The organism is Corynebacterium sp. Marseille-P8863 (assembly GCF_946902955.1).
In the GTDB taxonomy this organism is placed as follows: Bacteria; Actinomycetota; Actinomycetes; order Mycobacteriales; family Mycobacteriaceae; genus Corynebacterium; species Corynebacterium gottingense.
Genome location: NZ_CAMPQC010000001.1, coordinates 150,624 through 173,045, shown reverse-complemented (window position 1 = coordinate 173,045; position 22,422 = coordinate 150,624). Strand labels below are relative to the sequence as shown.

The following is a 22,422-nucleotide window of genomic DNA, read 5'->3' as shown; positions in this document are numbered from 1 at the left end:
ACAGCAATCCCCTGCACGGTCGTTGCGACGATCGGGCGGGGGATGTGTTGTGTGCAGCAGGCAATACGCCCGCTAGTTCATCAGCACTGCGATAGCGTCTCCGCGCTTCGCCGCTGCGGCGTAAATCCCTGCCAACTCTCCCACCGCCAAGGAATCTTCCAACGTCCCGAGGTCGACATCAGCAAGCAAGGACGAAAGCTTATCGACGTCACCGGGGTCGTTCCCCCGCAGACCGTCCGTTTCCTGCTGCGGATCCAAATCCGCACCCCCATACACAATCGACGTCGCAGCATCTTCACCGACAAGTTCGACCAGCACCCGGTGCGTCGCCGCGTGCAGCTTGTCGATATCTGCAACCGGGTAAGTCTCTTCCTCCATCACGTCGAACATCGCGTCCACACGAGTCTCCGCATCAGCGGAAAGAAGCGACGAATACTCCCCTGCTGGCACCGAAACATAGATCGGAAGGGGACCACTCACTACGTCATCAGCCAGCGGCTCCGACTCGGTCGAAACCCCAGCAACGCTGTTGTTATCAGAAGCAGACAGCATTCGGTCGAGGGCACCATCGAGGTACTTATTTCTGTCCCGGAAGCGCGATGCCGCCAGCCATTGCAGCTGCGGCGCTTCACGAAAGAACTTTTTCCGCACCCCTGTTTGGATCACCACGGATTGTTGCCCTGCGATCGTGTCTGACTCAATCCGGAGCAGCCTGTCGAGTTGGTCAATATTGGATGCCGACATCACCTCACACAAAATGGTCAGATCGAAATTCAGTACCGCATCCAGCTCAGGGCCCATTTCCTCGTCTTTGAGCCGCTCCATCTCATCAACCACATAGCTAATGTCGGGGTTTTTCACCCCGAGTCCAGGAAAATATCCAAAGAGATAGCGAGCTAGTGGATCATCAAACGATCGCTCCGCCAGTGGACGGACCCCCTCACGAATCGCATTGAGCTCAGTCCGACTTGCACGCGCTTTGAGTTGGTCGAACAGACTCATGCTCGCATCCGGATCAAGCATGTTTGCCAATTCAGGATTGACTTCCTCCACCACCCGCAGAAGCTCACTGGTAGCAGCCTCCGACTGGTTCTTCCGATCCAACTTCACGAACATGTCCGTAAATCCTCACCTGTGAGAGTCTCAACTACAGAACGAAAACGTGACTGTCTCACGCGAGGCCGACCTCGCGGTACAGCGAGCGGATCACTTCCATGAACCAGTCTGGCTTGTCGGTATATGCGAGCTCGTGGACATACCGCGCGCCGCGGCGCTCGTCATAGCCGAGCGATTTGTCGGGCCTGGTGATGTCGAAGCGCGAGCGGAAAAGCGACGCATCACTCTCAAGCGCGACGAAAACCTCCCCAGCAGCGAATTCCGCTTTCGCGTCGCCACAAGACATCTTCCTGCGTACAACTGCGTACACCTCATCCGCAACCGCTGCCCAGTCCTCGACCAACAGCGCCTCGTCCGCCGGGGAGAGTTTCACACGCTCCATCGGGATGCCCTGAAAACTCACGTTCTCCAGTTTGCAGTCGGACAGATCAACCCCTTCGAGCTGGTCATAGCGAAAGTGCTCGCTCAACCCGAGGTTGCGCAGCTCGCCGGTGATCGTAGAATCCACCACACGCGCAGAAATCGGAGACTGCACACCGCCGCCCTCAATCACCACATCGCGCAGGGTAGAGCCGGAGACGGTGCTCAACCAGTCAGCTCGGAAATCGAACGCTGGGCTGGACAATTCAGTATCTATGAACGCGATATGCGAGACACTGCCCGGCCTCCCGTGCGGGCGCGTGATCGTGCATGATTCAAACCGGACCATCGAAAAATCTATACCGTCGACACTCGGCTCGTCGAAGACACGGTCGTCGTAACGCACAGCGTGCAGTTCCATTGTTTATAGCTCCACTCCGTAGGTTTGCATCCACTCAGCCATGCTCGGATATGGCCCGTCCAAAAACTCCCGGTCCAAGAAGTGGTAGCGCCCAAACTCGATCGCGCCGTCGTCCTTTCGGTGGTACGCCACGTAGTCATCACCGTCAAACATCCCGACTGGGAACCAGGCGTCCGGATCCGCGCCGAACGCTTCAGCCGCTTCGCGCAGGCTGGAATAGCCAGCCTGCACACTACTCGGATCGCTCGGCGGTTGGTTCGGAGCGAACCATTCGCCGTATTCGAACTCGAACGCAACGTACGAGTTGAAAAATTCGCGGTATTCAGACGGCACCCAATCTGGCACGCACGCCAAGCTGAATTCGATGACATCCGGGTCGAAGCCCCGGATCCAAGGTATGAGACGACCAGGTTCTTTTTCAGGTGCATCAAGCATTTCAATCAGCCCCTCGTAATGGCTCGCCGTCAATGTATTCAAACCCTGTCCTGAGCTCCACTTCCGCATCGCGGTACAGCGCTCACAGGTTGCCAGGGTACCGAATAGTCTTCGAATTCGAAGGGGCTACTGGGTGCAACCTGGCCTGAGCCCCCGTTCATCAGTGGTAAAGGAGCTGCACTCCTGCCCCCCCACACACACGCGAAACCCCCGCCCACCGGTGTTTTCGTACCGGTGGACGGGGGGTGACGTCGAGAAGCGAAAGGCTCTTACTTGAGGGTGACCTTTGCGCCAGCCTCCTCGAGCTTGGCCTTTGCAGCCTCAGCGTCGTCCTTGTTTGCGCCCTCGAGGATGGCCTTCGGAGCACCCTCGACCATTTCCTTAGCGTCCTTCAGGCCCAGGCCGGAGACGATCTCGCGGACAGCCTTAATGACACCGATCTTCTTGGCGCCCGCGTCCTCGAGCACGACGTCGAACTCGTCCTTCTCTTCCTCAGCAGCAGCGTCGCCAGCAGCGCCCGGAGCGGCAGCAACAGCAGCAACCGGTGCAGCAGCGGTGACGTCGAAGACCTCCTCGAATTCCTTCAGGAACTCGGAAAGCTCGATGAGGGTCATTTCCTTGAACTGCTCAATGAGCTCGTCCTTGGACAGCTTAGCCATAATGGCATCCTTTCTGTTTGTGGGCGCTTTGGCCCGAATGTTTGGTGTGTGTAGTTAGTTCGCGTTATGCAGCGTCGTCCTGCTTGTCCTGCAGTGCAGCGACAAGGCGGGCCGTCTTGGACGCCGGAGCCTGGAACAGGCCGGCGGCCTTTGCCAAGGAGCCCTCGAAGGCACCAGCGAGCTTTGCAAGAGTGGTCTCGCGGTTGTCCATCTCGGCGATGGCATCAACCTGAGCAGCATCGATGGCATTGCCATCCATGTAGCCGCCCTTGATCACGAATGCGTCGTGATCCTTGTTGAACTTCTTCATGACCTTCGCAGCGTCGACAGCCTCGCCCTTGATAAAGGCGATAGCGGTCGGGCCGACAAGAAGATCGTCGAGACCCTCGATGCCCTGCTCGTTAGCAGCGATCTTGATGAGGGTGTTCTTGGCGACGTGGTATTCGACGTCGAAGCCGAGCTCACCGCGCAGTTCCTGCAGCTGACCAACGGTCAGGCCACGGTACTCAGTCAGCACGATCGAGCTAGCCGCCTCGAACTTCTCCTTCAGAACCTTGAGCTCCTGCTCGTTCTTCGGGTTAGCCATGTACACACGCCTCCTTCCAATTCTTCATGTCCTTCAATCCGCCCGGAGCATTTCGCTTCTCGACGCTCACACGTCCCAAAGAAAAATGCCCCGTGCAGAAGCACGAGGCACCCTGAAAGGCAAGCCACGTTTCTCCTGCGTGGGCCGATCCCTGGAGTGGGATTCCTTCGACTCTGCGGTGGCAGAGTGACCGACGGTCTTCGGTGAAACTTGAGCACGGGTTTTCACCCGTTCAAACTTCGCGTCGTACGTTAGTCGGTCCCCTGCCAAAACACCAAATCGCGCCTACACTCCCGACGATTCCGCCGCGTCCGCGCTGGAGCTCCCCGGTTTCGGGGCGTGCCGCAGCATCTTCGCCGCCGCCGTGAAGAGCACGATGCCGCCGAGCAGAGCCATCAGGCCCACGCCGAGAATGAGTCCTCCCCAGAAGCCGCTGGCGGTCGTGCCCTGCGAGGTCGCGACCTGCGCCTGCGCTGCATCCTCGCCGCTATCACCATCGCTGTCGCTTCCGCGCTTCGGCTTCGTGCCGTCGAAGGAGGACACGATCCCACCGGAACCGCTGCCGGTGGTCTTTTCGCCGGAGCCGTGGTCAGGCTTCGCGGGCGTCGTTGTTTGCTTCTTCGGTGTTGTCTGCTTCGTCGGTTTCTGCTTCTTCGGCGCCGACTTGCCCTGGGCACTGCTCGTCTTCGCCGGTGTGTGCGTCCGGGCACCTCCCCGGCTACCCGGGGCACTGCCCGGTCTCTCCGAGCCGCTGCCGCCGGCGGAGGCGCTGACCCGCTGCTCGCGTGTCGGGGCGGCCGCGCCACTTCCCCGCCTGCTGGGAGCACTCTGAGCCGGTGCCGGCGGCTTCGGCGACGTCAGCTGTGGTGCCGGCGGCTTCAGCGACGTCGTCGCGACGGCATCCTTACCCCCACCACGCAGGTGCGCGAAGAACGGCCCTGCTTTCTCCCCGAAGGCGCCAAACTCCTTGTCCACGGAGCGGATCCCCTTGGCCAGGGCCCCCACCCACGTGTCCGAGCTGCCGGCACCAGAATCGGCGCCGGGCTCGTCGCTGGTATTGGCACAGTCGGTGTCGTCAAGCGATGCGTACCCACTCGACGCGTACTCCTTCGCCTGCGCCACTGCGGAGTCACCCACGGCAAACGCCGCCGTCAGCTCCTTCGAGAACGCCTCGCCCGAGCTGGCGGTGCCTTCGAAGCGGAACGTCGCAGAGTAGAGGCCGTCCTTGGTAAAGCCGAACGCCTGGTGGTCGTGGTCGTTGACCCCGTACTCCAGCGCGGTCGCAGCGTCGCCGGAATCGAGCTCCAGTGTCGTGCCACCGAGCGACTCGTGCCAGGAGAAGATCCGCCCGGGGCCTTCCGCATCCTTCATGGTCACCTTCACGTTGCTGCCTGGTGCCAAGCTGTCCTGCGTCAGCCGCGTCGTGGAAAACCCGAGCCACGGCAGGCCCTTCACCTGGGCCTGCGGCAGCACCCACATGGTTTCTGGTTCGCCGGGGAAGCTTGCGCGGAAGTTCGTCGGGATCTTCGTTCTCGCTGCGTCGGGCACCTCGAACAGGAACGTGCCGGAGTCGCGCGGGGTCGGCGAGCGCGGATCGCTGTCATCGATGAGCTTCGCCTCAATGCCGCCGTCATCCACCAGCCCCATATCCATGTGACCAGCGCTGATCAGCGCCTCCGGCTTGGTACGCAGTGCGCGCGCCGCCTCGCAGCGCCCCTCGTCCGGTCGCGTCGCGCTGGGCTGCTCGCTTGTCGACGCCACCGCACCCCCGGCCGGCGCGGAGCCATCATCAGGTTCTCTGCTGGGTTCTTGGCTGGGTTCGCCTTCCTCCGGAAGCAGCTGCACCGTGGTCAGCGGCGCGCTCTGGTCGGTGCCACCGGTGCCAGCTTCCGCGCCAGCACCGCCGTCCTCAACGCCCTGCCCCGGGTCGCCGCCAACATAGTTGGTCACTTTGCGCAGTTCGGTGGTGGTGCCGTCGGCCAGGCCCACATCGCCGTCATCGCCGACGAGCCAGTATTGGGTGATGGGCTTGGTGTGCTGCGGCGTGCCGTCGATAAGCGAGGCCCTGCCCTGCCACGTCAAGGCGTAGATGCCGGGCTTGGAAAAGGCCCAGTTGAAGTGACCGTGGGCGCCGACTTCGTAGTCGACCGTGCGGGCCTGCGGGTCGGCGCTATTGAAGACGATTTCCGCGGGCGAGATGGCATTTTTGAAGAAGATCTGCACGTCGCCGGGGCCCTCGATGTCTGTGAGGTCGAAGTGCATGAGGTCGTCCTCGAAGTTGCTGGGGATGGCGGACGGGTCGCCCTCGTGGGCGGGATCGAAGGCGCCGAGACCCGACCAGATGGGGCGCCAGTTGTCGGCCCAGTCCACGGACTGCGGTGCGAGCCACACGGTGTCGCCGGGCTGACCAAGGAAGTCGAGCGAGCCGTCGTCCGGGATCTGGATGCGGGAGACCTCGTTGCCGTCCGGATCGGCGTCGCGCGGCAGGCGGAAGCAGACATCGTCCTGGTTTACGACCTGCTGCCCGTCCACTGCCATGACGGTGAGGTCCCCGCCGACGCGGGTGCCGTAGAGCGCGTCGTTGTGGGAGTGATAGAGCAGCTTGCGGCCTGCGCAGGGGTGCGTCGTGCCGTCGCGGCCTGCCCACGGGGTATCGGCCGGCAGGTCGACGCCGAAGCCGGCATCGCCGGGCACGTGCCCGGTGTCAGTCAGCTCGGCGGCGGCAGCCACCGGAGAGCTGGCAGCAACGAGCGCCGTCGCGGCGACGAGTCTGAGCAGTCGCATCTAGACGGTCTCCTTCCGCGGCGTCCGGCCCGGCGCGCGCAGCACTCCGCGGCGCGGCGCGAACAGCCAGCTCAGCCCGAAAATCGCGGTCACGCACAGAACGATCGTGGCGCCCGTGGGCGAGTCGAAGGACCAGGCCAGCCACACGCCGAGGACGCTGCCGACGATGCCGATCAGCGCGGCGAGCACCATCATCGTCTCCAGGTTGTCCGTGAACAGGCGCGCGGCGGACGCGGGCGTGACCAGCAGCGCGATGACCAGGATGTTGCCAATGGTCTGCACCGAAATCACCACGGCAGCGGTCACGCACAGGTAGAGCACCAGGTCGAGCGCGGCCACGGGCAGATTCATCGCACGCGCGGTCTCGCGATCCAGCGCCACCGCGGTGAGCCACGGCCGCAGCGCCGCAACCAGCGCAATGATCACCGCGCCGGTCACGCCGCTCACCCACAGGTCGCGCACGCTTACGCCAGTCAGGGAGCCAAAAAGAAATGCGCTTAACGACGCCGTGTAGCCCTCGACCCGCGAAATAATCACCAACCCAAACGCGAACGCCGCGGCGAACACGATGCCGATGATCGCGTCCTCCTTGATCGTCCTGCGCTGCGACAGCACGGCGATCACGACGGCGACGACCGCCCCGGCCACAGCCCCGCCGAGCAGCACCGAGGCGTGGAGCGCGAACGCGATGGCCACCCCCGGAAAGACCGCGTGGGCGACGGCGTCGCCGATGAACGCCATCCCGCGCAGCACCACGAAGCAGCCCACCACGGCGCACAGCACCGAGGCCAGCACCGCCGCCACGAGCGCGCGGGGCAGGAACGCGAGCTGCGGGTTGGCCACGTCGGCGAGGAACTGCAGGAAACCGATCTCAAGCATGCGTGGCCTCCTCGGCGCGGTGTGGTTGAGCTCGTTGCACGTGGGTCTGCAGGGCGGCCAGCCAGGGCGATTCGGGCCCAACCCCAAACGTGTCCATCCACGGTTGGGTGTCGCACAGCTGCCCGGGGGCCGCGTCAGCCACGACCCCGCCGCGGAAGAGGATGAGGCGGTCGCAGGAATCGACGGCCTCGACGATGTTGTGTGTGGACATGACGATGGCGATGCCGTGGCCCGCCAACTCGCGGAACAGGGCGAGCAGCTGCTCGGTGGACGGGATGTCCAGGCCGGTGAACGGCTCGTCGAGGAAGAGGGCCCGGGGTTTGCGCACGAGCGCACGGGCGACCAGAACGCGCTGGCGCTGCCCGCCCGAGAGATCCGCGATGGGGCGCGCGGACAGCTCGGTGAGGTTGACGCTGTCCAGGGCGTCCGCGACGGCGTCGCGCTCCGCGGCACCCGCGCGTGTGTACCAGGGCCGCAGGTCCAGCGTGGCGTTGAGCACCGCGGACGCGACGTCGATGGGAAAGTCCCAGGCCACGTCGTGACGCTGTGGGACATACCCCACCGCCTTGCGCACCTGCACGCCACTGCGCCCGGCGACGCGCACCGTGCCGCGCGCGCCAGGGATCAGGCCGAGCATGGCGCGCAGCAGCGTCGTTTTGCCCGCCCCGTTCGGCCCGAGCAGGCCGACAAACTGTCCGCCCAGAATGTCCAGGTCAACGCCGTCGAACACGGCGCGCCCCGGGTACCCGGCGCTGAGTCCCGAGACCCGAATCAGCGCATCTTGACTACTCGCGGCCATTACGCGCGCCCCTTCCGCGAGCGCACGACCAACAGGGCCACCAGCGCGACGACGAGCACGCCAATCCCCAGGGCGACGAGGAGTCCGGCGTTGCTGCCAGCAGATGAGCCCGCGGCAGCATCCGTGGCGCCGTCCGTGGCCTCATTCTCGTCCCCATTTTCGGCCCCGCGCCACGGGCCGGAGAACTCGGCCGCCTGCGCCTCGGCGGGGTCGGTATCGCTGCCCACCGCGATGCGCACGACTTCCTCGTCGGTGTGGGTGTTGCCCTCGTTGTCCTTCACCACGGCGCGCACGCCCACCAGCTGCACGCCCGGCTGGGTAAACACCCAGTTGGCGTGGGTGTGCGTATTCGGCTCCACCCACATCGGCTGCGTGCCGTCTTCGCGCGAGGACCACAGCAGCTGCGGCTCGTGGAACCCGCCCGGCTGCAGGAAGAGCGAGAAGTCGCCGTCGCCCTCGTGCCCGCCGAACTCCAGGCTCACGCCGTTTGAGGAGCGCTCCAGCAGCGACGGCGACTGCGTATTCCACCCCAGCCAGGGCACGCCCTGCACCTCGGTCTGCGGGATCACCCACACATCATCGCCCGCGCCCGCGCCGGTGAAGTCAAACGCTCCGGTGTCGGGCAGGGTCTGCTTGGCGTCGTCGGAGACCTGAAACACGACGTCGTCAAGCCTGCGCCACACGGGCGGGTCCTGCGAGTCGTCGCGTGCGAGGAAGGTGAGCTCGTCGCCGTCGAAGGTCGCGCCGAGGTCGACGTGGCCCGCGGAGATCACGGCCTGCTCGCCGGCGGGCGCGATCGCCTCGTCGCTGCGCACCGTCTGCTGCAGCGCGGGGTCATTGTCCATCCCCTGTGCGCCAGCAACGGGCGCGAGCGCGGTCGCCGCGGCGAGGGTGAGGGCTGCAAGTTGAAGTTTCATGTCAGGGTTCCTTTCTTATGGCGCAAGGCAAGTGCTTATCGACGCCGCGTTTTCTTCTACAAAGTGCACATACGTATCCGCGGGCCCCTCCCCCGGCGGGTCGAGGGTGTCGCCCCAGATCGGGCAGACCTGGATTCCCAGGTGCGCCGCCGTCTCCGTGAGCACGCTGCTGCTGCCTTCCAGCTGTGGTTCCAGAAAGACCGCGGGGACGTGCAGGTTTTCCAGCGTGCGGGTAAAGGCGATGACGTCGCGGGGGCTCGGCTCGATACTGGGGTTCGGCGTGACAAACCCGGCGATGCGCAGCCCGTAGGCCGCGCCCAGGTAGGAGTAGCCGTGGTGGGTGGTCACCAGGTTGCGGTTCGCTTCCGGGATGCGCTCCACCGCCTGCCGCATCCTCTGGTCCGCCGCGTCCAGCTGCGCGAGGTACGCGGTGGCATTGCGGGCGTAGTCCTCCGCGTTGGCGGGGTCAGCGGTGCTGAGCTCGTCGCGCACCACCTTGACCACGGCTTTCACCGCAGCAACGTCATGCCAGAAGTGCGGGTCCAGCTCGCCGTGGACGTGGTTGCCCAGCACCGCCTGCGGCAGCAGGTAGGTCTCCTCCCCGGGGTTGCCCAGGAAACGGAAGGCGCGCTCCGGCGGGACGGGCTGCAGCGTGGTCGTCGGCACCGCGATCACGGCGTCGGCCGGGTCGAGGTCGCCCAGGTCATCATCACGCAGGGTGAGGCGGGTCTCGCCGTCGCGGAGCGTGGTGGTGATGTCCACGTGCCCCTGGTCCAGCACCGTTTTTCCGGGCGTCACTTGGGCCGGGTCTTGGCCGACGACCACCGTGAACGTGTCCTCGGCCTCGCCGCGGGTTGCCGCATCTTCCACGGAGTCACGGACCTCACCGCGCATGGTCAGCTCGTACACTCCTGGCTCGGAGAACGCCCAGCTGACGTGGGTGTGCGCGTCGACGGGCAGCACCGTCGAGTCCTTGGTGTCAATGCCGTCGTGGGAATCGAACACCACCTCGGGGGTGCCGAAGGTGCCGAGGATGAAGGCGTAGGCATTGCCGGGGCCGTGGGCGTCGATAAGCGAAAGCTCTGTCACCCCGGTTGGTGGCAGGGACTTGCCGGTGTCCACACGGAGGCCGAGCCACACGGTGTCCAGGCTGGCGTCCTCGACGAGCGGGATTGGCGAGAACCCGTAGCGCTGCGCTTGCTCCGCGACCGGCACGACGGGCACCGTTTCGCGGACGGTGGAGTCGATGGTGTGGGACAGCGATTGCGGCTCGAGGAGCAGGCCGTTGGTGAATACGGCGTCGGCGTAGGCGATGTCGCGGGTGGCGTGCAGGCTCGGTTCGTAGGTGTGCGGGTCGACCCCGCGGCCCATCAGCGAGGTCACGGTCGCATCGTCGCCCGCGACGTTGCTCACCACGTCCGCGAGGATCGAGGTGGACGCGACGACGTTGAGGGTGCCGTCGTCGCCCTGGTCGCCACTCGCGCTGCCACAGCCGCCCAGCGACGCGGCCAACGCAACGACGGCGCACGCGCCGACGGCACGGGTGGTCGCGCGCCTCACTTGGTGGCCCCAAGCGCGGCGAGCAGGCGGCGCCGCAGCGCCGTGTCCAGGCAGAGCATGCCGCCGCCGAAGACGAGCACGCCAATCCCCAGCACGGCGATGGGCAGCGTCATCACGGTTGGGCCGGTCTCGGCGAGCCCGCCGCTGCGGGACCCGGACGCCGAACGCTGAGCTCCCCCGGCGGCCGCGCTTTCGCTGCCGGAATCTGCGGGGCCCGCGGAGCCTTCGGGGCCTGCGGAGCCGGTGCCGGCTGCGCCCGCGCCACCGCAGTCCCCCTCCGCGTCGTAGACGGAGCCGAAGTCGAAGTGGCCGTCGTCGGCGTTACCGGAACCGCCCACCTCGAAGGTGAGCGTCGCAGTACCGCTGAGTTCAGTGCCGTCCTTCGCTGTGGCGGTGTGGCGCACGGTCACGTGGTAGGTGCCTGGGGCGCTAAAGACCCAGTTGGGGTGCACGTGCGAGTTCGCCGGAATGGTGTGGGCGCCCTGCGCGGTGCCGTGCTCGGCGCGGAACCACTCCTCGCCCACAATCTTGCCCAAGCCGCCTTGGGTGAACACGAACATGTTGCCGGGCCCGTCGAAGTCGGTGACTTCCCACGTCACCTCGCCGGTGGTGTGCTCCAGCAGGGACTCGTGCTGGGTGTTCGCGCCCAGCCACGGCACACCGGCCTGCTGGGTCGCGCCGATCATCCAGGCCTCTCCGGCCGGGATCGGTCCGACGTCCTCGGGCAGTGTGGTCGTTGCGGCGTCGCCGAGCCCGAAGACCATCGTGGCGGGGTCGTTCCACGTCGCGGGCACCTGTCGGTCGTCCTTCACCTGCGGGCTCAGGGCCGGCTTGCAGGACTCGCTGGACGCGGCGGTTGCGGCCTCAGTGCCCTCGGCGGGCTCGGCAGGCTCGCCAGCGTAGGTCTCCACCCGGTGCGACGCCTCCGGCTCGTCCGTGTCAGCCAAGCCGCCGAGCGCCGAAGTGTCGTCACTCTGCGTCGCAGAGTCCGCCGGGGTCGGTGTTGTCTCGGCCGAGTCAGCCTCCCCCACCATCCAGGTGTAGGTCGCCTCGTTCGACGTCGCGCCGCCCGCGTGCGCCACGACCCGCATCGTGTAAGTGCCGGGCTCGGTGAACAACCAGTTTGCGTGCGCGTGCGCAGGCGTGTCCTGGTGGATGGTCGCGCCTGCGTTGAGGGCGAGGGTGGCGTCGTCAAGCACTGGCCCAACGCCGCCGAGCCCCTGCGCCTGGAAAAGGTACACCTCGCCTGGTCCGGAGACGTCAAGGAATTCGATGTCAATGTCGCTGATCCCCGCGCCGGCGAGCGCCTGCGTGTCCCAGCCCGGCCAGATGAGGTCCGACTGCTGCGTCTGCGGGAGCAGGTAGCCTGGCGCGCCAATCCCGTCGACACTCTCGGTGTCGGCGGTATAGGCCTGCTCGCCGACAACAAGGGTGACGTCTTCGGGGGCGTGCTGCACATGCGACCCCGTCACGTCCTCCTGCAGGCTCAGCGCAATCCCGTCGCCGTCGGGGCGCACCGCAAACGCGTCGATGTGCCCGGTATCCAGGCTGAGCTCCGCCGCGTGCGCGATCGGCGCGAGAAACACCAGCAACAGCGCAGAGAGTATCGACGCCACCTTGCGTCGCCCACAAGTCACTCCGAAGATTTCCACTTAATGAAGACTATTTTCATTAAGCACGCATGGCAAGTCGTCCAGGTGAGCAAGCAAAAAGCGCCCCGGCGCCGGACTTTCTCAAGTCTGGCGCCGGGGCGCTGAGAGTGTGCGAAACTTAGGCCTTGGTGGCGTAATCCTTCTGCACGGAGGCGTCAACCGGGACGCCCGGGCCCTGGGTCGCGGAAACCACGATCTTCTTCAGGTAGATGCCCTTGGCGGATGCCGGCTTCAGGCGCAGCACCTCGTCGAGGAGCGCGCCGTAGTTCTCGGCGAGCTGCTCAGCGGTGAAGGATGCCTTACCAATCAGCGCGTGCAGGTTCGCTGCCTTGTCCACGCGGAAGGCAATCTTGCCGCCCTTGGACTCCTGGACAGCCTTTGCGACGTCCGGGGTAACCGTGCCGGTCTTCGGGTTCGGCATGAGACCACGCGGGCCGAGGACACGAGCGACGCGACCGACCTTGGCCATCTGGTCCGGCGTTGCAATAGCAACGTCGAAGTCGAGCTGGCCGTTGTTGATCTGCTCGATGAGCTCGTCGGTGCCAACGATGTCGGCGCCAGCTTCCTGTGCCTTGGTGGCGTTCTCGCCCTCGGCGAAGACTGCGACGCGGACGGTCTTACCGGTGCCGTGCGGCAGGTTGACGGTGCCGCGGACCAGCTGGTCAGCCTTGCGCGGGTCGACGGACAGGCGCATGGCGACGTCGATGGTGGCGTCGTAGTTCTTGGAGGAGGTCTCCTGCGCCAGCTTCACCGCGTCGAGCGGGTGGTACAGGGCGTCGCGGTCGACCTGTGCGAGGGTCTCGTTGTAACGCTTGGACTTCTTAGCCATGTTGCGTTCCTTTCTTCGTATGTGATGTCAGGAGTGGTGGTACGGGCCTGGCCGGCCCTCCCACCTGTGTCGAGCGGGTTTACTTCTCGACGGTGATGCCCATGGAACGGGCGGTACCAGCGATGATCGCGGCGCCAGCCTCGATGTCGCGGGCGTTGAGGTCCTTCTTCTTGGTCTCAGCGATCTCCTTGCACTGATCCCAGGTCACAGAGCCGACCTTCTGGGTGTGCGGGACGCCGGAGCCCTTCTTGATGCCCGCAGCCTTGAGCAGCAGGGAAGCTGCCGGCGGGGACTTCAGGATGAAGTCGAAGGAGCGGTCCTCGTAGACGGTGATTTCCACCGGGATGATGTTGCCGCGCATGGACTCGGTGGCGGCGTTGTAGGCCTTGGTGAACTCGACGATGTTCACGCCGTGCGCACCGAGCGCCGGGCCAACCGGCGGTGCCGGGTTCGCCATGCCTGCCTCGATGTGCAGCTTGATCAGGCCAGTGACCTTCTTCTTAGCCATCGTTAAACCTCAATTCCTTGGTACGGCGCACCACCCACGATGACGGCAGTGCACCTCCGGATGCCCTGATATTCGCAGAGCCACCGGGGAGACGAATAGAAAACGTCGCGCAGCCCTTGTGCGGGCACGCGCGACGTTTTACCTTACGGCAGGTGGGGCGCAAGAAGCAAAACGCTTCTCGACGCCACGCCTACATAATCCGCTCGATCTGGTCAGCCGTGAGCTCGACCGGAGTTTCGCGGCCGAAGATGGACACCAGCGCCTGGATCTTGCCTGTCTCCTCGTCGATCTCGGAGATCGTACCCGCAACGGACGCGAACGCGCCCGACAGGATGGTGACGGCCTCGCCCACCTTGTAGTCGTGGGTGACCTTCGGCTTCTCTTCCTCCTCCGGCATCGCGATGACGGTCTCGCCCTCCGCATTCGCGACGCTCTTTCCCTCAACCGGCTCCGCCTTCGGCATGAGGAACTTCGCCACATCGCGGTGCTTCACCGGCGTCGCGTTGCCCTCGTTGCCCACGAAGCTGGTCACGCCCGGGGTCTCGCGAACAACGGACCAGGCAGCGTCGTTCATCTCCATGCGCACAAGGACGTAGCCCGGCAGCAGCTTCCGCTTCACCAGCTTGCGCTTGTCATCCTTCTTCTCCAGCACCTGCTCGATCGGCACGACCACGTCGTAGATGGAGTCCTCCACCTCGAGCGTCTGGATACGCATCTCCAGGTTGGTCTTCACCTTGTTCTCGTAGCCCGAGTAGGACTGGATGATGTACCACTCGCCCGGCAGCTTCTTCAGCTCGCGGACGTAAGCGCGCAGGCGGGCGCGGTACTCGCTGTCCGCTTCGGCCGCGGAATCGTCGCCAAGCGCCGCGGCGGCAGCTGCCTCGGCATCTCCCTCGGTGGCCTCCGCGCCCTCGGTGCTTTCCGTCTCCGGGTCAGTTTCCTCGGTGACCGGGGCACCCTCGTCGACCATCTCGAGCTCCTCCTCCTGCTCGGAGGGCGCTTCCGGCTCGGCAGAATCGGCCTGCTGCTCAGCCAGCTCCTCCTCGGGGTCGGTCTGATCGGTGACGGGCGCGCCCTCGTCGATCATTTCCAGCTCGTTTTCCTCGACCGTGTTCAGGGCGTCGTTGTTTTCCACTGCCATGGTCCGTCTCCTTTATCTCCGTAAATTCCCCGCCCTAGCGTACTCACGTTGGTGGTTCGCGCGCGGTGGGACAAAAACTTATCCCGCCCCTCGGAGTCCGAGGAAGCGGGATATTAAGTAACCGTTCGCATTATAGCTAACGAATGAAGATCCATTCAACCAGCAGGCTAGCCAGGCTGTCGGTGCCCCACACCATGACGGTCAACACGATCAGGAAGGCAAACACGATGAGTGTGTAGTTGAGCATCTCCTTGCCGGTCGGCCAGATGACCTTGCGCATTTCGGAGACAACCTCGCCCGGGAATGCTGCGGCGCCGTTCTTCTTCTCGGCGTCATCGCCATCGCGCTTCGCGGGGGTGCGCTTCTCTTCGTAGGAGTCGGTGGAGATCGGAGAAGCCCCGCCCAGCTGACGCTTACCGGTTGGCCGTGCCGGGTTCTGACCGTTGGGGTTAGTCAAGAAAACTCCTCCACATTCATGCTTTGGCAGGGGCGACAGGACTCGAACCTGCAACCTACGGTTTTGGAGACCGTTGCGCTACCAATTGCGCCACGCCCCTAGGTCCCTGCGTTGTAAACAATTACAGGGGCCTAACCCTACCACGAACGCCGGAGCATCCGCTTGAGGTGAGTAGCGATGGAGAGAATTGAACTCTCGACACAACGATTATGAGTCGTTTGCTCTACCACTGAGCTACACCGCCATGTGTTTGCCTTACGCAAACAACAGAGCCCCCTGACAGAATCGAACTGTCGACCTTTTCCTTACCATGGAAACGCTCTGCCGACTGAGCTAAGGGGGCACAGCCTCTTTGTTGTGAGTCTCACCTTTCGGTGTGACCCGCTCCGTTGAAGCCTTAAGAAGATTAACCCGATAGCGTTAAAGAACACAAATCGCCACTACAGGGCGGGTTTTTAGGCCGTTTTTCACACGCTTATGAACGCTATCTGGGCCCTGCGCATTGGAGGCGCGACCGTGCGCCCCTCCACGCGGCGGCGGTACCGTGCCTCCGGCGCTGCAGGCGCCAATGTCGCTGCCGCGGGTCGCTGTGGCGAGGGATAGTTCAGGCTGCCACCTACTAGACGAGAACCCCGCGACGAGGATGCGACAAAATCCCCGCACCCTCGTCATCCTGATCTCGTCAAACAGGCCGTTCTCGTCATCCCGCCCAAGCCCGCCCAAGCCCCGCCCCCACGCACGAAAAACCCACCGCCTCGTACTCGCGTACGTGGTGGTGGGTGAGTGTGCCAGGTAGAAGATTCGAACTTCTGAAGGCAATGCCGGCGGATTTACAGTCCGCTCCCTTTGGCCGCTCGGGCAACCTGGCGTGCACCTTAAGTGCGTTGAATACTTTACAACACTACCGCCAGCTCTTTGCAAATCGGCTGGTCAGCAGCACCAAAGGCGCTATCCCACGCGGTCGACGGTGTAGCGGGACAGCTGGCGCAGCGCGTCGCTGGCGGGCCCGGCCGGGAGCGTCTCGAGTTCGCGGTTGACGGCGGCGAGGTAGGCGTTGACGTCGTCAAGCGCTCGCTCCCGCCCGTTGGTCTGGCCGATCAACTGGAGCGCCCGCTGCACCTCCTCATCCGTCTGCAGCGGGCCGGTGAGCATCGCGCGCAGCTCGCGGCCCGCCTCCGAGTCCTCCTGCATGGCGTAGAGGACCGGGAGGGTGAACACGCCCTCGCGAAGGTCCGTGCCGGGGGTCTTGCCGGACTGCGCGGGGTCGGAGAAGATGTCGATGATGTCGTCCACGATCTGGAAGACCATGCCGACGGCGGCGCCGAGGCGCTGGCAGCTCGCCACCACCTCCTGGCTCGCGCCGGCGTGGGTGGCGCCCAGGTACGCGGCGGACGCGATGAGCACGCCCGTCTTGCCCTCGATCACCTTCATGTAATGCTCGACAGGGTCGCCGCCGCGCGCGCCGAGTGACTCCAGCATCTGCCCCGTGACCAGTTCCTGGAAGGTGTCGGCGAAGTGCGCGACCGTGGCGGTGTCGATCTCGCTCATGATGCGCGACGCGTGGGCGAACAACACGTCGCCGGCCAGGATGGCCACGGTGTTGTCCCAGCGCGAGTTGGCCGAGTCGACGCCGCGGCGCCGCTCCGCCTCGTCCATCACGTCGTCGTGATAGAGGGTGGCCAGGTGGACCATCTCTGTAATGACGGCGGACTTCACCACGTTCTCCGACGCGGTGTCGGGCCCGAACTCGCTGCACAACAGCGCCATCAGCGGGCGGAAGCGCTTGCCCCCGGCCACGGCCAGGTGGGTGACCTTGTCCGTGATGAACTCCTCGCCCTGCGAGAGCCGCTCGAGCAGCACGCGTTCAACCTCGCCCATCCCCTGCGCAATGCGGGTGTTCAGGGCGTCGTCGCCGAGGTCCATGTCGTATCCATGGCGCGGCGACGGGTGGTTGATGTTGGCCATCGGTACCATCCTTGCAGGTTGGGCGAGACGGCCGCGGCGCCACCCGGTTCCCGGACAGCGCTTTGCGGCGCACAATTATCGCACTCAACCGTAGTGCAAGCTGGCCACCGGGTGTACCAGCGGGGGCTGTCAACGCCTCTGGCACAATGTTGTCCGTGATGGATGTTGTTGATTGCGTTGTTGTTGGCGCTGGCCCCTCCGGCTCGATCGCGGCGATCGCCGCCCAGCGCGCGGGCCTGAGCACCCTGCTTCTCGACGCCCAACCGCACCGCCGCGACAAAACCTGCGGCGACGGCCTCACCCCGCGCGCCGTCCACACGCTGCGCACGCTCGGCCTCGAATCAGCACTCCCCGCCTACCGCAACCGCGGCCTTAAGCTCCACGGCTACGGCGGCAGCGTCACCGCACCCTGGCCCACCGGCCGCTACGGCACGCAAGGCTCCGCGAGCCCCCGCTCGCTTTTCGACGCCACCCTCGCCGACCAGGCCGCCGCCTCCGGAGCCACCGTCTGGCACGGCTGCGCGGCGACCGGGGCGGACTTCGGCGCCCACGGCGCCATCACCGCCGTCCACACGGACCGTGGCCCGGTGCGCACCCGCTGGGTGATCGTTGCCGACGGGGTGCGCTCCCCCTTTGGCAAGTCGCTCGGGCGGACCTGGCACAAGGACCAGGTGTACGGGATTGCAGCGAGGTCCTACTGCGCGACGTCGTTAAGCGCCGAGCCCTGGATGCACTCGCACGTAGAGCTGCGCGACGACGCGGGCGAGATCCAGCCCGGCTACGGCTGGATCTTCCCGCTTGGCGACGGCACCGTGAACCTCGGCTGCGGCGCCCTGTCCACCCAGGCGCGCCCGGCGAAGGTGAACACGAAGAAGCTGCTCGCGCACTACGCTCGCCAACAGCGCGACGCCTGGGACCTGGGCGAGCCGAAACACGTGACCTCGGCGCTGCTGCCGATGGGCGGCGCAGTGTCCAACGTGGCGGGCCCGAACTGGGCGCTGATTGGCGACGCCGCCGCCTGCGTCAACCCGCTCAACGGCGAGGGCATTGACTACGGCATGGAAACTGCCGTGATGGCCGTGGAGCTCCTCGGCGAGGGCAAGGACCTCACCCTTGCGTGGCCGTACGCGCTGCGCCGCGCCTACGGGGATGCGTTCGCGCTCGCGCGCACCGCGGCGCTCCTGCTGACCTACCCGCAGTTCCTTCCCGCCGCCGGCCCGCTCGCGCTGCGAGGATTAGGCGGGCGCTACCTCATGCCGGCGGCGGCACGACTGATGGGCAACCTGGTCACCGAGGAAGACACGGACCTCATCGCACGCGCGTGGCGCGCCGCCGGGCGCCTCGCCCCACGTGGTGAGGCGCTGTGGGACCCACGCTAACGCGTGTGCGGGGCTAGGCAGGCTTCGTCGCGCTGTGCAGCGCCACAATGCCCGCGCTTAAATCCTGCCAGCCTGCGTCCTGCCAGCCATTACGGTTGATCGCTGCGGCAAGTGCCTCCTGATCCGGCCAGGCGCGGATGGACTCGGCGAGGTACTCGTAGGCCTCCGCATTGGAGGAAAAGACCTTGGCCAAAAGCGGCAGCGCGACCGGCAGGTACTCCTTGTAGAAGGTACGGAAACCGGGCACGACAGGGGTGGAAAATTCGTTGACTACAAGGCGCCCGCCTGGCTTGGTCACGCGCGCCATCTCGCGCAAGCCTGCTTCGAAGTCGTAGACGTTGCGCAGGCCGTAGGAGATGGTGACGGCGTCGAAGGTGGCGTCGGCAAAAGGCAGGTGCATCGCATCACCCACCGCCTTGGGCACGTCGCGATCGCGGCCCGCGGCGAGCATGCCTTGGGAGAAGTCACAGGCCACCACCCAGGCACCCGACTTGGCCAGCTCAACGGTAGAAACCGCGGTGCCGGCGGCGAGGTCGAGGACCTTCTCCCCCGGTTTGAGCTGGAGGCGCTTGCGCGTACGACGCCGCCAGTACTTATCCAGCCCAAAAGACAGGATGGTGTTGGTGAGGTCGTATTTTTCGCCCACGCCGTCAAACATGCCGGCGACGTCGAAGGGCTTTTTCTCCAGATCTGCCTTGGCCATAGGAATGCATTGTACGGCTCCGCCCCTCTTCAGTGGGTATTCGCCGGAGCCCCTCTTGTAACTTTGATGCGTCGAAGTTTAAACTTCTCTTCGCCAAGACACATCGAAAGAGAAAGGCACACCATGATCCGACGGGCACTCGGCGTCTGCGCCACCCTCCTCCTGGCCTGCAGCACGACAAGCTGCGCAAACACCCCCTCCTCCGGCGATGAACCGGTCGTTTTGACCACTTTCACCGTCATCCAAGACATCGCCGCCAACGTCGCCGGCGAACACCTGCGGGTGGAATCCATCACCAAACCTGGTGCCGAGATCCACGGGTACGAGCCCACCCCGGGTGACATCGCCAAGGCCTCAGAGGCGGATCTCATCCTGGATAACGGTCTCAACCTGGAAAACTGGTTCGCCCAGTTCGTGGAAGAGACCGATGTGCCGCACACAGTCGTTTCCGAAGGCATCGACCCGATCGACATCACCGAGGACGCCTACGCCGGCAAACCCAACCCGCACGCCTGGATGAGCCCGAAAAATGTGCAGACCTACGTGGACAACATCGTCGACGCCTTCAGTGAGCTCGACCCGGAGCACGCCGAGCAGTACGCGGAAAACGGGGCGAGCTACAAGGCGCAGCTGCAGGAAATCCAGGACGAGATGACGCGCGAACTTTCGGCGCTCCCCGAGCAGCAGCGCGCGCTGGTGACCTGCGAGGGCGCGTTTTCCTACCTCGCCCGCGACGCCGGGCTGCAGGAGCAGTACATCTGGCCGGTCAACGCAGAAAACGAGGCGACCCCGCAGCAGATCGCCCGCACCATCGAGTTTGTCAAGCACAACGAGGTACCCGCCGTCTTCTGCGAGTCGACTGTCTCCAACGCGGCCATGCAGCAGGTTGTCGACGCCACGGGTTCCCAGCTCGGCGACACCCTCTACGTCGACTCCCTTTCACCCGAGGACGGCCCCGTGCCCACCTACCTGGACCTGATCAAGCACGACTCTTCCGCCATCATCGAGGGCCTTACGGGGCAGGCATCATGACGCCCGCGATCAGCGTCGAAGGCGTGACCGTACGCTACGGCGACGTCGAGGCCCTGCGCGAGGCCAGCGTCGCCATCGCCCCGGGCCGAGCCTGCGGGCTCATCGGAATGAACGGTTCGGGCAAATCCACCCTGTTCAAGGCGATCATGGGCCTGGTCAAGCCCGACGCGGGCACAGTGCAGATCAACGGCGCGGACCCCGCCGCCGCACGCAAGGCCCAGGTAGTCGCTTACGTCCCGCAAAGCGAAGAGGTGGATTGGCAGTTCCCGATCACCGTGCGCGAGGTCGTCATGACCGGCCGCTACGGCCACATGAGGTTGACGCGTCGCCCGCGCCGCCGCGACGAGGCCGCCGTCGATGCGGCCCTCGAGCGCACGCACCTGACCCGCTTCGCCGACCGCCAGATCGGCCAGCTTTCGGGTGGGCAGAAGAAGCGCGCTTTCGTCGCGCGCGGCATTGCGCAGGGCGCGAGCATTATGCTTCTCGACGAGCCGTTCGCGGGCGTCGATAAGCAATCCGAAGCGACGATCACCGCACTGCTGCGCGAACTCGTCGCCGAAGGCACCACGCTGTTTGTCTCCACGCACGACTTCGCCGCCCTGCCCGCACTCGCGGAGGAATCCGTTCTGCTGAACAAGCGCGTGCTCATGCACGCCCCCACCGAAGACGTGCTGCGGCCGGAAAACCTCGCCCTCGGCTTCGGCATGACCCCGACGCAAACGGAGGCACACGCATGATGTCACTCTTGTTGGATCCGCTGAACTACAGCTTCATGAGCCGGGCGCTGGCCACCGCGCTGACTGCTTCCATCGTCTGCGCGATGCTGTCCTGCTGGCTCGTGCTGGTGGGCTGGTCGCTGATGGGCGATGCGGTCTCCCACGCGGTCCTGCCCGGCGTGGTGCTCTCCTACATCGTGGGCGCGCCTTTCGCCGTCGGCGCCGTGCTCTTCGGCTTCCTCGCGGTCGCCCTGATCGGCCTGGTGCGCAACACCTCGCGGGTCAAAGAGGACGCCGCGATCGGCATCGTGTTTACCTCGCTCTTCTCCTTCGGGCTGGTGCTGATCTCGGTCACGCCCTCGCACACGGATCTAAACCACATCATCTTTGGCAACCTGCTGGGCGTGTCCCGCGCGGAGATGCTGCAAGTAATCGGTCTTGCCGTGCTCGTGTTTGGCGCGCTGCTCATCAAGCGGCGGGATCTGACGCTCTACGCCTTCGACCCCATCCACGCGCACGCGATCGGGCTGAGCCCGCGCGCGCTCGGTGCCGGGTTGCTCGCCCTGCTCGCACTGACGACTGTGGTAGCGCTGCAGGTCGTGGGGGTGATCCTGGTTGTTGCCATGCTGATTATTCCCGGCGCGACGGCGTACCTGCTCACCGACTCCTTTGGGAAGATGCTGCTCATCGCCCCCGCCATGGCCGCGGCCTGCGCGGTCATTGGCCTGTACTGTAGCTACTACCTGGACACCGCCACGGGGGCGATGATGGTGCTCGCGCAGGCGTGCGTGTTTACACTCGTGTACCTTTTTGGGCCGCGGGGGCTGGTGCGTGCCCGGGCGCGCTCACGTACACCGCGTCAGTCGCAGCACGCCCCAGCGGGATAATCACGCCGTCGGCCGCGTTTTGCACTTCCACTGCCCCGGAAAAGGGCGCGCCCTCGGCCACGTGGAGGTGCGAGCCGACGTTCAGGCCGTGGGCGTGCAGGAAGCGCAGCAGCTCCGGGTCATCGTCGGAAATTCGCTCGATGACTACGTCGCTGCCTGGTTCCACCGTGCTCAGGGTGACTGCGTCGGGGGCGTGTATCGAGCCATCGGCGGCGGGGATCGGGTCGCCGTGGGGGTCGCGCGTCGGGTGGTGCAGCAGCGCCGCCACCCGCTCCACTAAAAGGTCGGAGACGGCGTGCTCGAGCTGTTCGGCTTCATCGTGAACCTCGTCCCAGGAATAGTCGAGTACTTGCACCAGGAAAGTCTCGATCAGCCGGTGGCGGCGCACCATCTGCACTGCGTATGCCCTCCCCTGCTCCGTCAGCTGCACGGAGCCGTAGCGTTTGTGCGAGACGAGCTTTTGGTCAGCCAGTTTGCGCACGGTGTCGGACACCGTCGACTGCTTCACGCCCAGCGCCTTCGCGATCATCGAGGTGGAAGCGGGCTGGTCCGACCACTCTTCAAGCTCCCAGATCGCCTTGAGGTAATCCTGGGTGCTTGCAGACAGGTCCGAGACTGACATAGTGGGCCAGTCTAC

22 protein-coding genes and 4 tRNA genes are annotated in these 22,422 nt (G+C 65.2%); 4 read left to right on the top strand and 22 right to left on the bottom strand.

Going from position 1 to position 22,422, the window contains the following annotated elements:
- Window positions 1–72: 72 nt before the first annotated feature.
- From OVO38_RS00865 to OVO38_RS00770, 20 genes are all read right to left on the bottom strand, one after another.
- Complete coding sequence (locus OVO38_RS00865; protein ID WP_267207523.1) at window positions 73–1,116, bottom strand: DUF1877 family protein; 1,044 nt, start codon at window positions 1,114–1,116, stop codon at window positions 73–75.
- 55 nt (window positions 1,117–1,171) lie between these two features.
- The gene (locus OVO38_RS00860; RefSeq protein WP_095546820.1) at window positions 1,172–1,897 is read right to left on the bottom strand and encodes a hypothetical protein; all 726 of its coding nucleotides are present in this window, start codon (window positions 1,895–1,897) and stop codon (window positions 1,172–1,174) included.
- A 3-nt stretch (window positions 1,898–1,900) separates the two neighbouring features.
- The gene (locus OVO38_RS00855) at window positions 1,901–2,374 is read right to left on the bottom strand and encodes a hypothetical protein (RefSeq protein WP_095553359.1); all 474 of its coding nucleotides are present in this window, start codon (window positions 2,372–2,374) and stop codon (window positions 1,901–1,903) included.
- 227 nt (window positions 2,375–2,601) lie between these two features.
- Window positions 2,602–2,991 (bottom strand): 50S ribosomal protein L7/L12, encoded by a 390-nt coding sequence (gene rplL, locus OVO38_RS00850; RefSeq protein WP_095275082.1) that lies wholly within the window; start codon window positions 2,989–2,991, stop codon window positions 2,602–2,604.
- Window positions 2,992–3,055: 64 nt separating this feature from the next.
- On the bottom strand, window positions 3,056–3,577 hold the full coding sequence (rplJ, locus tag OVO38_RS00845; protein ID WP_144716846.1) for a 50S ribosomal protein L10: 522 nt from the start codon (window positions 3,575–3,577) through the stop codon (window positions 3,056–3,058).
- A 285-nt stretch (window positions 3,578–3,862) separates the two neighbouring features.
- Window positions 3,863–6,361: a choice-of-anchor M domain-containing protein gene (locus OVO38_RS00840; protein WP_267207522.1), complete on the bottom strand. Its 2,499-nt coding sequence runs from the start codon at window positions 6,359–6,361 to the stop codon at window positions 3,863–3,865.
- Window positions 6,362–7,240: an anchored repeat-type ABC transporter permease subunit gene (locus tag OVO38_RS00835; RefSeq protein ID WP_095275085.1), complete on the bottom strand. Its 879-nt coding sequence runs from the start codon at window positions 7,238–7,240 to the stop codon at window positions 6,362–6,364.
- The gene (locus OVO38_RS00830; protein ID WP_095275086.1) at window positions 7,233–8,039 is read right to left on the bottom strand and encodes an anchored repeat-type ABC transporter ATP-binding subunit; all 807 of its coding nucleotides are present in this window, start codon (window positions 8,037–8,039) and stop codon (window positions 7,233–7,235) included. Before OVO38_RS00830 ends, OVO38_RS00835 begins: the two co-directional genes overlap by 8 nt.
- Window positions 8,039–8,956: a choice-of-anchor M domain-containing protein gene (locus OVO38_RS00825; protein ID WP_095275087.1), complete on the bottom strand. Its 918-nt coding sequence runs from the start codon at window positions 8,954–8,956 to the stop codon at window positions 8,039–8,041. Before OVO38_RS00825 ends, OVO38_RS00830 begins: the two co-directional genes overlap by 1 nt.
- A gap of 15 nt (window positions 8,957–8,971) precedes the next feature.
- Complete coding sequence (locus tag OVO38_RS00820) at window positions 8,972–10,516, bottom strand: anchored repeat ABC transporter, substrate-binding protein (protein WP_267207521.1); 1,545 nt, start codon at window positions 10,514–10,516, stop codon at window positions 8,972–8,974.
- A complete protein-coding gene (locus OVO38_RS00815) occupies window positions 10,513–12,168 on the bottom strand; it encodes a TIGR03773 family transporter-associated surface protein (RefSeq protein WP_267207520.1) in 1,656 nt (551 codons plus the stop codon). The genes OVO38_RS00820 and OVO38_RS00815 overlap by 4 nt, the downstream gene beginning before the upstream one ends.
- A 118-nt stretch (window positions 12,169–12,286) precedes the next feature.
- The gene (gene rplA / locus OVO38_RS00810; protein ID WP_095537575.1) at window positions 12,287–12,997 is read right to left on the bottom strand and encodes a 50S ribosomal protein L1; all 711 of its coding nucleotides are present in this window, start codon (window positions 12,995–12,997) and stop codon (window positions 12,287–12,289) included.
- A gap of 79 nt (window positions 12,998–13,076) precedes the next feature.
- Window positions 13,077–13,505: a 50S ribosomal protein L11 gene (gene rplK, locus OVO38_RS00805; protein ID WP_095275090.1), complete on the bottom strand. Its 429-nt coding sequence runs from the start codon at window positions 13,503–13,505 to the stop codon at window positions 13,077–13,079.
- Between the two features lie 190 nt (window positions 13,506–13,695).
- Window positions 13,696–14,646 (bottom strand): transcription termination/antitermination protein NusG, encoded by a 951-nt coding sequence (gene nusG / locus OVO38_RS00800; RefSeq protein ID WP_267207519.1) that lies wholly within the window; start codon window positions 14,644–14,646, stop codon window positions 13,696–13,698.
- A 136-nt stretch (window positions 14,647–14,782) separates the two neighbouring features.
- Window positions 14,783–15,103, bottom strand: coding sequence for a preprotein translocase subunit SecE (secE, locus tag OVO38_RS00795; RefSeq protein ID WP_095275092.1), 321 nt, complete (start codon window positions 15,101–15,103; stop codon window positions 14,783–14,785).
- Between the two features lie 24 nt (window positions 15,104–15,127).
- A tRNA-Trp gene (locus tag OVO38_RS00790) sits at window positions 15,128–15,203 on the bottom strand.
- A 72-nt stretch (window positions 15,204–15,275) separates the two neighbouring features.
- Window positions 15,276–15,347 (bottom strand) — tRNA-Met (locus OVO38_RS00785).
- A gap of 26 nt (window positions 15,348–15,373) precedes the next feature.
- A tRNA-Thr gene (locus OVO38_RS00780) sits at window positions 15,374–15,446 on the bottom strand.
- A gap of 443 nt (window positions 15,447–15,889) precedes the next feature.
- Window positions 15,890–15,971 (bottom strand) — tRNA-Tyr (locus OVO38_RS00775).
- A gap of 80 nt (window positions 15,972–16,051) precedes the next feature.
- A complete protein-coding gene (locus OVO38_RS00770; protein ID WP_267207518.1) occupies window positions 16,052–17,068 on the bottom strand; it encodes a polyprenyl synthetase family protein in 1,017 nt (338 codons plus the stop codon).
- A gap of 158 nt (window positions 17,069–17,226) precedes the next feature.
- Between OVO38_RS00770 and OVO38_RS00765 the strand changes: the two genes are divergently transcribed.
- A complete protein-coding gene (locus tag OVO38_RS00765; RefSeq protein ID WP_275433067.1) occupies window positions 17,227–18,447 on the top strand; it encodes a geranylgeranyl reductase family protein in 1,221 nt (406 codons plus the stop codon).
- 13 nt (window positions 18,448–18,460) lie between these two features.
- Here the strand turns inward: OVO38_RS00765 and OVO38_RS00760 are convergent, their stop codons facing one another.
- Entirely contained in the window at window positions 18,461–19,150 is a 690-nt protein-coding gene (locus OVO38_RS00760; RefSeq protein ID WP_267207517.1) for a demethylmenaquinone methyltransferase, read from the bottom strand.
- Between the two features lie 123 nt (window positions 19,151–19,273).
- Here OVO38_RS00760 and OVO38_RS00755 point away from each other — a divergent pair, with 123 nt between their 5' ends.
- The 3 genes from OVO38_RS00755 to OVO38_RS00745 are packed head-to-tail and all read left to right on the top strand — an operon-like array spanning window position 19,274 to window position 21,785.
- Window positions 19,274–20,182 carry a metal ABC transporter substrate-binding protein gene (locus tag OVO38_RS00755; protein WP_095537579.1) on the top strand — a complete coding sequence of 303 codons (909 nt, stop codon included), beginning with the start codon at window positions 19,274–19,276 and terminating at the stop codon, window positions 20,180–20,182.
- Window positions 20,179–20,919: a metal ABC transporter ATP-binding protein gene (locus OVO38_RS00750; RefSeq protein ID WP_095275097.1), complete on the top strand. Its 741-nt coding sequence runs from the start codon at window positions 20,179–20,181 to the stop codon at window positions 20,917–20,919. Before OVO38_RS00755 ends, OVO38_RS00750 begins: the two co-directional genes overlap by 4 nt.
- Window positions 20,916–21,785 carry a metal ABC transporter permease gene (locus OVO38_RS00745; protein ID WP_416358555.1) on the top strand — a complete coding sequence of 290 codons (870 nt, stop codon included), beginning with the start codon at window positions 20,916–20,918 and terminating at the stop codon, window positions 21,783–21,785. The genes OVO38_RS00750 and OVO38_RS00745 overlap by 4 nt, the downstream gene beginning before the upstream one ends.
- On the opposite strand, the gene OVO38_RS00740 is transcribed toward OVO38_RS00745, so the two are convergent.
- Window positions 21,691–22,407, bottom strand: a complete 717-nt coding sequence (locus OVO38_RS00740; RefSeq protein ID WP_267207516.1) for a metal-dependent transcriptional regulator — start codon at window positions 22,405–22,407, stop codon at window positions 21,691–21,693. The two genes, OVO38_RS00745 and OVO38_RS00740, sit on opposite strands and share 95 nt — an antisense overlap.
- Between the last annotated feature and the right edge of the window lie 15 nt (window positions 22,408–22,422).

Bases quoted from the DNA above. Each gene is read 5' to 3' on its own strand.
- OVO38_RS00865 (WP_267207523.1), bottom strand. From the start codon at position 1,116: ATGTTCGTGAAGTTGGATCGGAAGAACCAGTCGGAGGCTGCTACCAGT.
- OVO38_RS00860 (WP_095546820.1), bottom strand. From the start codon at position 1,897: ATGGAACTGCACGCTGTGCGTTACGACGACCGTGTCTTCGACGAGCCG.
- rplL (WP_095275082.1), bottom strand. From the start codon at position 2,991: ATGGCTAAGCTGTCCAAGGACGAGCTCATTGAGCAGTTCAAGGAAATG.
- rplJ (WP_144716846.1), bottom strand. From the start codon at position 3,577: ATGGCTAACCCGAAGAACGAGCAGGAGCTCAAGGTTCTGAAGGAGAAG.
- OVO38_RS00840 (WP_267207522.1), bottom strand. From the start codon at position 6,361: ATGCGACTGCTCAGACTCGTCGCCGCGACGGCGCTCGTTGCTGCCAGC.
- OVO38_RS00835 (WP_095275085.1), bottom strand. From the start codon at position 7,240: ATGCTTGAGATCGGTTTCCTGCAGTTCCTCGCCGACGTGGCCAACCCG.
- OVO38_RS00830 (WP_095275086.1), bottom strand. From the start codon at position 8,039: ATGGCCGCGAGTAGTCAAGATGCGCTGATTCGGGTCTCGGGACTCAGC.
- OVO38_RS00825 (WP_095275087.1), bottom strand. From the start codon at position 8,956: ATGAAACTTCAACTTGCAGCCCTCACCCTCGCCGCGGCGACCGCGCTC.
- rplA (WP_095537575.1), bottom strand. From the start codon at position 12,997: ATGGCTAAGAAGTCCAAGCGTTACAACGAGACCCTCGCACAGGTCGAC.
- rplK (WP_095275090.1), bottom strand. From the start codon at position 13,505: ATGGCTAAGAAGAAGGTCACTGGCCTGATCAAGCTGCACATCGAGGCA.
- nusG (WP_267207519.1), bottom strand. From the start codon at position 14,646: ATGGCAGTGGAAAACAACGACGCCCTGAACACGGTCGAGGAAAACGAG.
- OVO38_RS00770 (WP_267207518.1), bottom strand. From the start codon at position 17,068: ATGGCCAACATCAACCACCCGTCGCCGCGCCATGGATACGACATGGAC.
- OVO38_RS00765 (WP_275433067.1), top strand. From the start codon at position 17,227: ATGGATGTTGTTGATTGCGTTGTTGTTGGCGCTGGCCCCTCCGGCTCG.
- OVO38_RS00760 (WP_267207517.1), bottom strand. From the start codon at position 19,150: ATGGCCAAGGCAGATCTGGAGAAAAAGCCCTTCGACGTCGCCGGCATG.
- OVO38_RS00755 (WP_095537579.1), top strand. From the start codon at position 19,274: ATGATCCGACGGGCACTCGGCGTCTGCGCCACCCTCCTCCTGGCCTGC.
- OVO38_RS00750 (WP_095275097.1), top strand. From the start codon at position 20,179: ATGACGCCCGCGATCAGCGTCGAAGGCGTGACCGTACGCTACGGCGAC.
- OVO38_RS00745 (WP_416358555.1), top strand. From the start codon at position 20,916: ATGATGTCACTCTTGTTGGATCCGCTGAACTACAGCTTCATGAGCCGG.
- OVO38_RS00740 (WP_267207516.1), bottom strand. From the start codon at position 22,407: ATGTCAGTCTCGGACCTGTCTGCAAGCACCCAGGATTACCTCAAGGCG.